Origin of the sequence: Vibrio makurazakiensis (assembly GCF_050337375.1) — a bacterium.
GTDB classification, from domain to species: domain Bacteria; phylum Pseudomonadota; class Gammaproteobacteria; order Enterobacterales; family Vibrionaceae; genus Vibrio; species Vibrio makurazakiensis.
This window is the reverse complement of the sequence record NZ_JAKJSW010000113.1, coordinates 1-13,865: the sequence shown is the minus strand read 5'-3', so window position 1 is coordinate 13,865 and position 13,865 is coordinate 1. Positions and strand designations below refer to the sequence as shown.

Annotated in this window: 13 protein-coding genes; 4 read left to right on the top strand and 9 right to left on the bottom strand. The window is 42.0% G+C overall.

Going from position 1 to position 13,865, the window contains the following annotated elements:
• The 5 genes from L4C33_RS13445 to L4C33_RS13425 all read right to left on the bottom strand — a co-directional run.
• A partial coding sequence (locus tag L4C33_RS13445; protein WP_428812937.1) for an AbgT family transporter occupies positions 1–812 on the bottom strand: 812 nt, incomplete at its 3' end.
• Between the two features lie 273 nt (positions 813–1,085).
• Positions 1,086–1,496 (bottom strand): type IV pilus modification PilV family protein, encoded by a 411-nt coding sequence (locus tag L4C33_RS13440; RefSeq protein ID WP_428812936.1) that lies wholly within the window; start codon positions 1,494–1,496, stop codon positions 1,086–1,088.
• Entirely contained in the window at positions 1,486–2,763 is a 1,278-nt protein-coding gene (locus L4C33_RS13435; RefSeq protein WP_428812935.1) for a hypothetical protein, read from the bottom strand. Before L4C33_RS13435 ends, L4C33_RS13440 begins: the two co-directional genes overlap by 11 nt.
• On the bottom strand, positions 2,763–3,440 hold the full coding sequence (locus tag L4C33_RS13430) for a PilW family protein (protein WP_428812934.1): 678 nt from the start codon (positions 3,438–3,440) through the stop codon (positions 2,763–2,765). Before L4C33_RS13430 ends, L4C33_RS13435 begins: the two co-directional genes overlap by 1 nt.
• Positions 3,418–3,918 carry a GspH/FimT family pseudopilin gene (locus tag L4C33_RS13425; protein WP_428812933.1) on the bottom strand — a complete coding sequence of 167 codons (501 nt, stop codon included), beginning with the start codon at positions 3,916–3,918 and terminating at the stop codon, positions 3,418–3,420. Before L4C33_RS13425 ends, L4C33_RS13430 begins: the two co-directional genes overlap by 23 nt.
• 102 nt (positions 3,919–4,020) lie before the next feature.
• Here L4C33_RS13425 and L4C33_RS13420 point away from each other — a divergent pair, with 102 nt between their 5' ends.
• Complete coding sequence (locus tag L4C33_RS13420) at positions 4,021–4,455, top strand: type IV pilin protein (RefSeq protein WP_428812932.1); 435 nt, start codon at positions 4,021–4,023, stop codon at positions 4,453–4,455.
• Positions 4,456–4,587: 132 nt separating this feature from the next.
• On the opposite strand, the gene dnaJ is transcribed toward L4C33_RS13420, so the two are convergent.
• From dnaJ to grpE, 4 genes are all read right to left on the bottom strand, one after another.
• Complete coding sequence (gene dnaJ / locus L4C33_RS13415; RefSeq protein ID WP_428812931.1) at positions 4,588–5,733, bottom strand: molecular chaperone DnaJ; 1,146 nt, start codon at positions 5,731–5,733, stop codon at positions 4,588–4,590.
• A gap of 216 nt (positions 5,734–5,949) precedes the next feature.
• Positions 5,950–7,863 (bottom strand): molecular chaperone DnaK, encoded by a 1,914-nt coding sequence (dnaK, locus tag L4C33_RS13410; protein ID WP_428812930.1) that lies wholly within the window; start codon positions 7,861–7,863, stop codon positions 5,950–5,952.
• 407 nt (positions 7,864–8,270) lie between these two features.
• The gene (locus L4C33_RS13405) at positions 8,271–9,545 is read right to left on the bottom strand and encodes a dicarboxylate/amino acid:cation symporter (RefSeq protein ID WP_428812938.1); all 1,275 of its coding nucleotides are present in this window, start codon (positions 9,543–9,545) and stop codon (positions 8,271–8,273) included.
• 366 nt (positions 9,546–9,911) lie between these two features.
• The gene (gene grpE, locus L4C33_RS13400) at positions 9,912–10,529 is read right to left on the bottom strand and encodes a nucleotide exchange factor GrpE (RefSeq protein WP_428812929.1); all 618 of its coding nucleotides are present in this window, start codon (positions 10,527–10,529) and stop codon (positions 9,912–9,914) included.
• 144 nt (positions 10,530–10,673) lie between these two features.
• On the opposite strand from grpE, the gene nadK reads away from it, so the two are divergent.
• From nadK to L4C33_RS13385, 3 genes are all read left to right on the top strand, one after another.
• A complete protein-coding gene (gene nadK / locus L4C33_RS13395; RefSeq protein ID WP_428812928.1) occupies positions 10,674–11,558 on the top strand; it encodes an NAD(+) kinase in 885 nt (294 codons plus the stop codon).
• A 226-nt stretch (positions 11,559–11,784) separates the two neighbouring features.
• Positions 11,785–13,449, top strand: coding sequence for a DNA repair protein RecN (recN, locus tag L4C33_RS13390; protein WP_428812927.1), 1,665 nt, complete (start codon positions 11,785–11,787; stop codon positions 13,447–13,449).
• A 164-nt stretch (positions 13,450–13,613) separates the two neighbouring features.
• On the top strand, positions 13,614–13,865 hold a 252-nt coding region (locus L4C33_RS13385; RefSeq protein ID WP_428812926.1), incomplete at its 3' end, for an outer membrane protein assembly factor BamE.

The following is a 13,865-nucleotide window of genomic DNA, read 5'->3' as shown; positions in this document are numbered from 1 at the left end:
GCTTTAGATTCAATAGCAGTGAACGTACCTAGATCTGGTGCTTGTTCAGCATCTTCATCTACTGGTGTTTTTGCCAGGCGTGGTTCAATAATCTTCTCTGTCACGTACCAACCGATACCAACAATAAGAATTGAAGATAAACCAGTGAAGAAAATATTCGCTAGTGGGTTGATCACGTATGCAGGGTCAAGAACGTTTGCCGCTGTTTGAGTGAAACCAGCTAGTAGAGGATCAATACCTGAAGGGATGAAGTTTGCAGAGAAACCACCTGATACACCAGCAAACGCTGCTGCGATACCTGCTAGTGGGTGACGACCTGCAGCATGGAAGATGATACCACCAAGCGGGATAACTAGAACATAACCTGCATCCGCTGCTGTGTGAGACACAATAGCAACTAGGATAAGCATTGGCGTTAATAGCTTAGCTGGTGTGAAGTTAAGCATCTTCTTAAGGCCAGTTGTAATGAAGCCTGAAGAGTCAGCAACGCCGACACCCAACATAGCAACCAGTACAATACCTAATGGTGCAAAACCAGTGAACGTAGTAACCATATTCGCTAGGAAGCTTGCAAGCGCTTCACCAGTCAGTAGGTTATTAACTTCTAGAGCAGCACCCGTTTGAGGATTGATTAGATCGAATGAAAGATTCGACAAAAGTGCAGATGATACCCATACAATAACTAACGCCCAGAAGAACAAGATTGCTGGATCAGGGATCTTGTTACCTGCGCGTTCAATGAAGTTTAGAAAGCGATCCATACCACTAACTTTGTCAGTAGACGGAGCCTTATTTATAGCTTGGTTACTCATGGTAACTCCAAATGTGATGTTGTTTAACTAGGTCTATTAAAATTATGACCATGACCTATTGGTACAACACAYATTCTATTAAAGTCGCTATAAAAAAGCACAAGATTCCATCTAATTTTCCATAAATGGAGACATATTTTGCAAAAACACCATATAGCAACAACAAATACAAAACACAAAAAACACCACACCGTATACATAAATTTAACTAGCATGCAAACAATGTCTGAGATGTGCAAACTATCACTATATTGAAATAATAAGCTCTAGGTATCAGTCAAATTCGCTATATTTAGACACCATAGTCATCAGCTCCACAGACTGAGTTATTCCTGCTCTGTCTTCCCAGGAACTTTGAATATTTATCGTTTTCAATTCTCCAGATAAACTCTCAACAACCGTCCAGTTGAGAGTAAAATCAGCATGAGATGCATCAGAACCATTTACAATATCCGACGTGAAATCGGCGGGCGTTATCGTAGAAAAAGCAGTTAATGCGCCACGAGTGCGAAACCACTCCAGCTTACTCTCTGCTAAATGCAAAGCCTCAATACTATTGATCGCATATTCCGCTTTTTGCTCAGTATAAATTTGCAGTTTAACCAAACCTAAAGAGCCGACTCCAATCAATAAAAAAGAAAGTAAAACTTCAATCAAACTAAAACCACGTTGATTAGAAATCATTCCATGATCCTTTTTGCCAATTGATATTACTAAACTCACTTCTTGAGTTATCAATAACATCTTTGTTGAACCTAAAATCTAAAGAATCATAAAATACTGCCGCCTGATTTGGTGCATCGAAATACTGCCCTCCAGATACAGTAAAAGCGCCATGCTGATAATAAGAGGCAATGGTTCGATAACTTTCTTCGATAACACTCGGGACATGGTTCAAATAGGTATTCGCATCAAATGATGCCCAATCGGCAGGGCTAGGTGAATACTCAAAATTAAAATGGAACAACACGCCTTTAAGCTGATTAGAAGTTGCGCCTGTAGAAGGTTTGCCCATGATAGACATTAAGCCATCGTGAACTAAAATCGTCACCCCGTCAGTTGCCGCTGTTGCATCAATTAAATTGTTGTATTGAGCCTGAGTGATTTCACATCCCCCTTCAATCCAAAGGTGGTGGTTACCTGAATTTATCTGTGAAGCTAGTACCTGCCCACAATTGGCTAAGGTTTTAGGTAATCCACTACCATTCAATACGACAAATGAACCTTCATCTCTTATGTCATTATGATCGGCCACAGGGACGCCAAAGAAAGACTCAAAAGGCTTAACGGTAGAATCTTGAATAAAATCATTTCCATCACCGTAGGACAAATGATCATTCCCAGGGACATTCGAACAATCTGCGCCCGATGGGTTTTGAAAAGTACTGTAAGGGGGAACACCATGCACTACCCCTTTATTATCGAGAGAAGAGTAGTGATAGCGATTTCGATACCGAAGCGCAACGCACTCCCAACCATCACTACTTAATACACCAGGGTCTGGAGTTGAGAAGGTGGTGCTCGAATAAAAATAAACATCGGCGCTAGACTGCATTGCACCACTTGCTAACGCACCACCAAACATCAAGGTACGAGCTAAGTGAGTACTACCAACTACCGCACTCACTTCATAACCCGATGATACTGCAGTAAAAGTAGGAATCAACGAGTTAGTGCTATAGCAAGGAGCAACCGTAGCAGGCAAACTATTCGCTTGCTTAAATTGAGTAAAACCACATTCAAGCCCGCCTTCCGCTTTCCAATGCTGTTGCCTAGCGTCCACCTCGTTATTTGCCCGTTTAATCTGATAAAACGTAGATCGATAACTGGCCAGTGTAACCATTAAAGTAGCAATCAATAATACGCTCGTCACCAGCAGTGAGATCGCACCTTGCTGCTTTCCTTCTTTGAAGCTATCAACTTTCTTCATCGCAACTATTTGCTCAACCATCACTGCCAACTCCTATGTTGGATATCAACAGACGTGGAGTACGTGACAGAGGCATCGCTGGCTAACTCGGCAGCAATAGAGAGTGTGGTCATCCCAGAGCTGACACTTGATGTTGCAACATGAGATGTTTGAATTAAAAAGTTCGTTACTGTTATCTGGTTAGGTTCAAATATAGACGAACACCCACTAACCGCCTGTGACACAGTTTTAGGCGCAGTTGATGGCCTATCACAAACCTTAATAGCTCCTGAATCAAATACAAACGCAACATTTCGAACTTGGGTACCATGCGTGTAAGCATAAGCAACAGAATGAAAATCAGGAGCCACATAAATGATGTCTGAGGTACCTGAAAGAGTTAAAGAGTTTCCATTTCCACCGTCGTAGCCTGCTCGTTGGAGGTCTTGTTTAAAATACTGTAGAGCACCGGATACTTGCTGTAAAAGGAGTAACTGTTTTCCTTTCTCATTCGAAATCTTTTGTCCAGAAAGAAAAATGGACCCAACTCCAACGATAGCAACGAGTCCTAATGAGGAAGCAATCACCATCTCAACTAACGTGGCACCTTTTTGTTTATTTGTCCCACAACATCGATTTTGAGAAGAAACGGTTGCCACTCCTACTAGGCTTAACCGATTGGAGTTTCTACCCAAGCTAACTACATTCATCATAGCCATAGTACGCCCCTCCTACACCGCAGATTCGCATCCGACCAGAAGATCGATAAGTGATCAGGGTTAGTACCTTATTCCCAACTGAGAATTTAAGATTGCCGTCTTTGGCTTTACCATTCACTCCGCTAAACTTTATTTGCTCTGAGCTGTAATTCACTATCAGGTTAATATTTTTAAAGGCTTCCCCCTGCATAGTCAGCAATGACGGGCCTACATTGGCAACATCCGATGTTTTTAATTCAATTTTCCATTCACCCGAACTGTTTTGATTCCCCACCATGACAAAGTGAGCCCACAAATCTTGATTTCGCATAACAGCCTCAGATTTGGCTTGTATCATGAACCCATTGATCTCTGTTGCTAGTCTTTGCATTTGAGTCGTCTGTGCCAGAGAGCTAAAACTAGGCGCTGCTGTAGCCAAAAGCACAGCAAGCACTGCTACCGTGATTAACAGCTCCAATAAAGTAAACCCGCGAGTCATTTCCCAAATTCCTATGTAATACCATTCATAACCGTATTTAATCTTGCACCGATGCTACCACCAGAGAAAAATAGGCCGAAAGTAGAACAGGAACTACTCGAAATGATTCGAATAAATATATGCAACAACAACAACTTAGTTCGTAAAGGAATGACATTGATCGAACTATTGATTGTCGTCGCTGTGATCGCGCTATTGGCTGCTATTGCCTACCCTAGCTATACAAATCATGTACTCAAAGCGCACCGAACTACGGCATTAGCAGATCTAGCCAAAATCCAGTTACAACTAGAGAGTGAATATAATAGCGGCTACAGTTGGGGAAATATTATCTCTGGTGGGGCTTGTCTAACATGCGACTCAGATAGCGATCGTTATCGTTTTACAATTTCTAGCTCAAGTACTATGGCCTACACCATTACCGCGACAGCTCAATCTCGACTAGGGCAAGACCAGGACTCATGCTTACCTAGGACACCAAAAACCATCACACTTAACGCTGCCGGAGCTCAAACTCCTGAGGAATGTTGGGAATAATTAGAATTCATTTAATCCCAAGTTTTTAAGTGACCTTATTGAGAAGTAGAGTCGGCTAAATATAACCTAGGTCTCCCGATCAAAAAAGCCTGCTTGATAAAGCAGGCTTTTGGTTTTTACGTTATGGCTTAATTACTTCGTCAAATCATCGAAGAAGTTTTTAACGCCATTGAAGAAACCTTCTGATTTAGGTTTATGCTTATTTGCAGCTTCACCACCACAAGTTTCTTCAAATTCTTTTAATAGTTCTTTTTGACGAGAACTTAGTTTTACTGGAGTTTCGATTACCAGTTTAACTATCAGATCACCAACGCCGCCACCGCGAACACCCTTCACGCCTTTACCACGCATACGGAACATACGGCCAGTTTGCGTTTCTTCAGGTACTTTAAGGTTTACACGACCATCCAGTGTTGGGACTTCAACTTCACCACCTAACGCTGCCATAGCAAAACTTACAGGCACTTCGCAGTAAAGGTTATTGCCGTCACGCTCAAAGATATGGTGCTCTTTTACGTGAACTTGAACGTACAGATCGCCTGCTGGTGCGCCAGATTCACCGGCTTCACCTTCGCCAGATAAGCGAATACGATCGCCAGTATCCACACCTGATGGGATCTTAACGTTAAGTGTTTTAGTCTTCTGTTTGCGACCTTGACCATGACATGAATTACATGGGTCTTTAATGATCTTGCCTTTACCGTTACATGTTGGACATGTTTGTTGAACAGCAAAGAAGCCTTGACGCATTTGAACCTGACCATGGCCATGACAAGTGCCACAAGTCGTTGCTGAAGAACCTTTCTTCGCACCAGAACCGTCACAAGTATCACAACCAACTAATGTTGGTACTTCAATTTCTTTAGAGCAACCACGCACTGCTTCTTCAAGAGACAGCTCCATGTTGTAGCGCAAGTCTGAACCACGCTGAGCACGCTGTTGACCGCCACCACGACGACCGCCACCAAAGATATCGCCGAATACATCACCAAAAATGTCGCCGAAATCGCCTTGGCCACCACCGTAGCCGCCGCCACCGCCCATTCCACCTTGCTCAAAAGCAGCATGGCCGTATTGGTCGTAAGCCGCTTTCTTTTGTGAGTCGGTTAGAATTTCGTACGCTAATTTTACTTCTTTAAATTTATCTGCAGCGCTTTCATCACCCTGATTACGGTCTGGGTGGAATTTCATTGCTAAGCGTTTGTACGCTTTTTTAATATCACGCTCTGATGCATCGCGGCTTACGCCTAATACTTCGTAAAAATCACGTTTTGACATGTTCTCGGTCACCAAATAATTGCCACTACCGAAAAACCATTTCAGTAGTTTGTGTATCAATCTAGATAAAAGTTCTGTCGGTTTGAATACCGAATAAAGCTATTATCTAGATCGACAAGCCTAAATACAAATTTACGGGCGTGAGAGTTACCTCTGACGCCCGCAAGATATTTCTGAAGAAAAGGAAGCTTTAAACAAGCTTCCTAGCAAAAAGAATTACTTCTTCTCGTCTTTTACTTCTTCGAATTCAGCGTCAACAACATCATCGTCTTGCTTAGGTTGTTCACCAGCTTCAGCACCTGCTTGTTCAGCTTGAGCTTTCTGTTGAGCAATTTCCATTAGCTTTTGAGCTGCTTGCATAAGTTCTTGAACTTTAGCATCGATAGCTTCTTTATCATCACCAGATTTAACTTCTTCTAGTGCTGTAATAGCTGCTTCGATTTTCTCTTTCTCGTCTGCAGGTAGAGCTTCACCAGCTTCTTCTACTTGCTTACGAGTGCCGTGGATCATTTGGTCAGCTTGGTTACGTGCAGTTACTAGCTCTTCAAACTTCTTATCAGCTTCTTTGTTAGCTTCTGCTTCTTGTACCATTGCTTCGATCTCTTCCTCAGACAGGCCGCCTGATGCTTGGATAGTGATCTTTTGCTCTTTACCAGTCGCTTTATCTTTAGCAGATACGTTCAGGATACCATCAGCATCTAGGTCGAATGTTACTTCGATTTGTGGCATGCCACGTGGTGCTGGTTGAATACCTTCTAGGTTGAACTGACCAAGAGACTTGTTGTAAGTCGCTTGCTTACGCTCACCTTGAAGAACGTGGATAGTTACTGCATTTTGGTTGTCTTCAGCTGTAGAGAACGTTTGATCCGCTTTAGTCGGGATAGTCGTGTTCTTCTCGATTAGCTTAGTCATTACACCACCCATCGTTTCGATACCGAAAGATAGAGGAGTAACGTCTAGAAGTAGTACGTCTTTAACGTCACCAGCAAGAACACCACCTTGAACTGCAGCACCCATTGCTACTGCTTCATCAGGGTTAACGTCTTTACGTGGCTCTTTGCCGAAGAACTCAGTTACCTTAGCTTGAACCATAGGCATACGAGTCTGACCACCAACTAGGATTACGTCAGTGATTTCGCCTACAGATAGGTCAGCATCCGCTAGAGCAACTTTTAGTGGCTCAAGAGAACGTTGAACTAGATCTTCAACTAGAGACTCAAGCTTCGCACGAGTCACTTTAACGTTCATGTGCTTAGGACCAGTTGCATCAGCAGTAACGTAAGGTAGGTTTACGTCTGTTTGAGTAGTAGAAGAAAGCTCGATTTTCGCTTTTTCTGCTGCTTCTTTAACACGCTGCATTGCTAGTGGATCAGCTTTAAGATCGATGCCTTGCTCTTTCTTGAACTCATCTACTAGGTAGTTGATCATGCGGTTATCGAAATCTTCGCCACCTAGGTGCGTATCACCGTTAGTAGAAAGAACTTCGAAAGTTTTCTCGCCTTCAACTTCGTCAATCTCAATGATAGAGATATCGAAAGTACCACCACCAAGGTCGTAAACAGCGATAGTGCGGTCGCCGCCTTTCTTGTCTAGACCGTAAGCTAGAGCTGCAGCAGTTGGTTCGTTGATGATACGCTTAACATCAAGACCTGCGATACGACCAGCATCTTTAGTTGCTTGACGTTGTGCATCGTTAAAGTAAGCAGGAACAGTAACTACTGCGCCAGTTACTTCTTCACCTAGGAAGTCTTCAGCTGTTTTCTTCATTTTCTTAAGAACTTCAGCAGATACTTGAGGAGCAGCCATTTTTTGGCCTTGCGCTTCAACCCATGCATCACCGTTATCAGCTTTAACAATGTTAAAAGGCATGATTTCGATATCGCGCTGAACTTCTTCATCTTCAAAACGACGACCGATTAGACGCTTAATAGCGAATAGTGTGTTTTGAGGGTTAGTAACCGCTTGGCGTTTCGCAGGTTGACCAACTAGCGTTTCGCTTTCTGTGTATGCGATTACAGATGCTGTTGTACGTTCGCCTTCAGCATTTTCAATTACGCGTGGTGCATCGCCGTCAAGAACAGCAACACAAGAGTTAGTAGTACCTAAATCAATACCAATGATTCGACCCATCAGGCTATCTCCGAATAAATTCTATATTAGTTTTCGCTATACCCACTATGTGGGGGGTGGTAATCAGGGATTCAACCCTAATACACAAAATTAAAATGCAAAGTTTTTGCTTTCGTATGCCCAATAGATAAGGGCTGAGAAATGGTTTTCAAGGGACAACATGAAAAAAAATCAAAAAGTTTTTAGATGTATCTCGAGATAACTCATTAGCTGCGCATTATGAGTAGAAACTTTCTAATTCCAATCACAATTCACTCTTTATCCTTGCCTATATGCACACCTAAGTCAGCATATTCAAAAGAAATTAGAACCTTACCAATTACGTACTAATCTCTATATCTTGTTTTCTTATACAAAAAAGCGAGGCTAAGAGCCTCGCTTTTCACTATTCATATAACCTTGGCTTATTAAGCTTCAGCTTTATTCAGTTCAACTTCTTTTTCTGACTCAACGCCAATCTCGTTTTCAGATTTCGCTACGATAGTGTTAACCGCAGTATCACCAACAACGTTAGAAGAAGTACAGAACATGTCACAGATACGGTCAACAGCAGCAACAATCGCTAGACCTTCTGGTGGCAAACCTAGTTGGTGCAATAGAACACCTACCATAACAACACCGCCACCAGGAACACCACCAGCACCGATAGACAGTAGCAAGATAGTTAGACCTAGAGTGAAGATATCAGCTGTGTTGATTGGCTGACCAAATGCGTTTGCTACGAACATAGTTGCTAGTGCGATGTAGATAGATACACCAGACATGTTCATTGTTGCACCTAGTGGTACACCGAAACCAGCAACTGACTTAGATACGTTCAGCTTGTCAGTTAGAGTACGCATAGTTACTGGAATTGTAGCGTTCGAACTTGCTGTAGACAGTGAGAATAGAACTTGCTCACGAGTCGCACGTAGGAACTGCTTTGGAGAAATACCAGTGAATGAACCAACCATCATTGGGTAGAAGAAGAAAATCCAGAACACAAGCATTGCAACAACAAGCGCTACGTAGCCAGCAACTGACATTAGCGTGTTTGCATCAAGTGTTGCACCCAGTTGAATCATCAGAGCAAATACACCGTAAGGCGCAAGACTCATTACTAGGCCGATAAGCTTCATCATGATTTCGTTAGCCATCTTGAACGTCTTGATAGCTGGGCCACCACGAGAATCAAGAGCTTGGATAGCGAGACCTGTCAGAATAGCCATGAAGATGATTTGTAGCATGTCACCGCTTGCAAACGCTTCTACAGGGTTGCTAGGAACGATGTTAACTACAAGAGAGAAGATGTCTGGTGTTTCAGTTGTTGTAAGAGCAATTGTCTCAGAAACTGTACCCGCTAGGTTCGCGCCAGCGCCCGGTTGGAAAATAAGACCAATCGTTAGAGCAGCAGAAATCGCGATGATGGTATTAATAATGTAAAGACCAAAGGTTTTACCACCAAGACGACCAAATGAGCGAATGTCTTTCAGTTCAACGATACCGCATACAATCGATACGTATACCAGTGGAACAACAAGAAGTTTGATAAGTGATACGAACATACCACCAGCGCCTTCCGCAGCACCAAGTAGGTACGTATCAAAAATCGCAATACCGCTGAATAGGTACTGAATCGCTGTACCGATTAGTAGACCAGCAAATAAGCCTACAAATATTTTACTTGAGAGCGATTTATCCATCATTCTTCTCCAGTTAGTTGTGTTTGAAATTTGTACTTTTATAGTTATATATACGAGTCATATCTCGATATGGCCGGAGATTTTACATATCAACATAACAATTGAAAGCATTTTTTTACATAAAGATTACAAATGTGACATCGGAGTAAATGTTTTAAAACAACCAGTTTCATAAAATATAACTCTAAGTAACTGATCTAAATAAATTAAAAGAAATGACGTACCGAAAAAAGTTTTTTGCCTACTAATCGGGCGATTCAGGCGATAAATACAAAAAAAGAGAGACCGAAGTCTCTCTTTATACATTCAAATCAAGCAGTGAATTATCTTGTAATCATCACCACTTCATTTATTAACTAGCTTGCCTTATTTAGCAACCATTACCATTGCAGGGCGAACAACACGGCCGTTAAGCTCGTAGCCTTTCTGCATAACAAACATTACTGTATTTGTTTCGTGGTCTGGGCTTTCTTGGATAGACATTGCTTGGTGGTATTCAGGGTTGAATACTTCACCTTCAGGGTTGATCTCTTTAAGACCAAACTTAGCAACCGTATCTACAAAAGTTTTATGCGTCAGTTCAACACCTTCTAATAAAGGCTTAACCGCTTCGCTTTCAGTATCTGCAGCTTGGATCGCACGTTCTAGGTTGTCGATAACCGGCAGTAAGCCTTCAGCAAACTTGTTTAGAGCGTATTTACGCGCTTTATCTACTTCTTGCTCACTACGACGACGCATGTTTTCAACTTCAGCTTTAGCACGAAGAACAGAATCTTGCTGTTCTTTTACTTTTGCTTCACTTGCCAATAGAGCAGCTTCAAGCATTGCTACTTGACCTTCATCTACTAGATCGCCTTCTGGGAAGATACCTTCTTCAGCATTCCAATCAACATCACCTTCAGTACCTACAGCTTCAACTTCTTGCTCTACTGTTTCTTGTTGTTGTAGCTCTTCTTCGTTTACTTTGTTTTGTTCGTTGCTCATGATCTCTCCAGAATTCAATTTTCAATACAAGTGACAGGCTCATTTCCGCCTGAAATTGATATAAAACACTCGCATAGACATTCAACTTGCCTTTATTATGGGGATGAAGAATTTTGATTCAAGCCTAATTCGGTTGGAAAACCTATGAAAAAGCCATTTGAAGTCATCGCAATTATCGGTAAGCCCAGAGATCAGCAAGCAATTCAGACTCATAGAGAGCTGTATAACTGGCTAACATCTGAGGGCTATCAAGTATTTATTGATGACAGGCTCTCCAGTATTTTAGAAGAAATCCCTGCACAACACTTTTCAAGCCTAGTCGAGCTAGGAAAAATAGCCGATCTTGCAATTGTTGTGGGTGGTGATGGCAATATGCTTGGTGCAGCTCGTATTTTATCGCGTTTTGATATATCTGTGATTGGTGTGAATAGAGGCAACCTAGGATTCTTAACAGACCTAAGTCCAGACAATTTTCAGTCAGCACTTACCGATGTGCTAAACGGCGAGTACATGGAAGAAGAACGCTTCCTACTTGAGACTGAAATTCACCGCCATGGTCAAATAAAAAGTCATAACGCAGCACTGAACGAAGCGGTACTTCACCCCGGTCAAGTTGCACACATGATCGAATTTGAAGTTTATATTGATAACAGCTTTGCGTTTTCGCAACGTTCTGACGGACTGATCATCTCCACACCAACCGGGTCTACTGCGTATTCCTTATCTGGTGGTGGGCCAATTCTGTCTTCAAGCTTAAATGCGATTTCACTTGTCCCAATGKTTCCGCATACTCTTTCAAGCCGACCATTAGTTGTAGACGGAAAAAGACGCATCAAGCTAGTCGTGTCTCCTGATAATCGTGGCACTCAAGAAGTGAGCTGTGATGGGCAAATATCACTTCCAGTATCTCCTGGTGATGAAATTCATATTTACCAAAGCCCAAATGTACTCAAACTGATCCATCCAAAAGATTACAGCTATTATCATGTACTACGTAACAAGTTGGGTTGGTCTAGTAAGCTGTTTTAAAACAGACTAACTCACCGTTATTTCAGTAAAAACACCTAAGGGCTGGCGTATTACGTCAGCCCTTTTCTTTTCAATCGTCATAATCAAGCCCATGACCCTCCACCTTCAAAATGCGTAGTCTTCTGATCTCACTCACAAAAAATTTTTCACCTCAAACTTTACTGTATAAAGAAACAGTATATACTGAGCTTATATACAGTACTTTCAGTTATACAGGTAAATAAAAATGCTGGCTCATCTAAGTGTTAATAATTTCGCTATTGTTAAGTCTTTACAGCTAGAACTTACTAAAGGCATGACAACTATCACTGGGGAAACGGGTGCAGGTAAATCCATCGCGATTGACGCACTTGGTTTATGTCTTGGAGGAAGATCCGATGCGGGAATGGTAAGGCAAGGTGAAGACAAAACCGAAGTTAGCGCCGCATTTTTACTGGATAACAATGTTCACGCAACTCGCTGGTTAGAAGACAACGAGTTGCTTGACGGAGGTGAGTGTATTTTACGCCGTACGATCTCTAAAGAAGGTCGCTCGCGAGCATTTATCAACGGTAGCCCTGTTCCTCTTTCTCAACTTAAGTCTCTCGGGCAACTGCTTATTAATATTCACGGTCAACACGCCCATCATCAACTGATGAAAAGTGAATATCAAATGGCCATGCTGGATCAATACGCGGGTCACCTAAACCTTTTGAAATCGACACGTAACGCTTATCAAACCTGGCGTCAGGCTGACAATCACTTAAAGCAATTAATTGAAAACAGTCAACAAAATCAAGCTCAAAAACAGCTCCTTGAATATCAAATCAAAGAGCTTAACGAGTTAGCTATTGGAGAGGATGAATATGAAGAGCTCGAACAAGAACATAAGCGCTTGTCCAATAGCGGCGAACTTGCCTCAACCTGCCAACAGGCTATCGAGCTTATATATGAAGGTGAAGAAGTTAATGCGCTTGGTATTTTGCAATCGGCCAATAACTCCTTAATTCAACTTGCCGAGCTGGATGAACGATTAGCAGAATTACCCAACATGCTTTCTGAAGCCATTATTCAAATTGAAGAAACCAACAGTGAACTTCGAACTTACCTAGACAGTATTGATGTCGACCCAGGTCGCATGGCTTACGTAGAAGAACGCTTTTCAAAAGTAATGTCTATGTCTCGTAAGCACCATGTCTTACCAGAAGAGCTATACCAGCATCATCAAGATCTGCTTCAACAGATTGAAGAACTAGATTGTTCTGATGAGAAACTAGATGAATTAGCTCAAGAAGTTGAAGCTCAGTACACTAACTTTGTCGCGAAGTCTGATAAATTACATAAATCTCGCTGCCGCTATGCCAAAGAATTGAATAAGCTGATCACTCAAAGTATGCATGAACTCAGCATGGAAAAAGCACAATTCGCTATAGAAGTTTCGAGTAATAACACCCGGCCTTCTCCATTAGGCATGGATGATGTGATTTTTGTTGTATCCACTAACCCAGGTCAACCAATGCAGCCTATTGCTAAGGTAGCTTCTGGCGGTGAACTTTCTCGGATATCTTTAGCCATCCAAGTGATCACAGCTCAAAAAGTCGATACGCCTAGCCTAATCTTTGATGAAGTCGATGTGGGTATCAGTGGCCCAACCGCCGCTGTCGTAGGAAAAATGCTCCGCCAATTAGGCGAATCAACTCAAGTTATGTGTGTGACTCACTTACCTCAAGTTGCGGGTTGTGGGCACCAACAACTGTTTGTGGCGAAAGATACAAAGTCAGGAAAGACAGAAACACAAATGCATAATCTCGATGAACAGCAACGTATTTCAGAGTTAGCTAGGTTGTTAGGCGGGAGCCAAATTACAGAATCGACTCTTGCGAATGCCAAAGAATTGTTGATTGCAGCCTAGTGAAAACATGAAAAGCCACTATTGGCTGAATATTTGCGATGAATTTGCAACTTAACTCAAAATTAGTAGTCTGATACTGTTCAAAGTGCAAGGAGCTTTTTACTTCTTGCTTGAGCTTGTTTATTATCAAGCAGAATTTAAGCGAATTACTAAGATCTGAGACTATGCAAATGAAAAAGTGGTTAGTAGCAGTCCCACTTGCACTAACAATGTTGACCGGTTGCTCTTTACTAGAAAAAATAGTTTATCGAATTGATATCAACCAAGGTAACTATGTTGAGCAAGAAGCAGTCGATAAACTGAAGTTTGGCATGACCAAAGCTCAGGTTCGTTACGTTATGGGTTCCCCAATGCTAGTTGAAAACGGCTACCCTGACACATGGTACTATATTTACCATCACACCAAAGGCCATGAC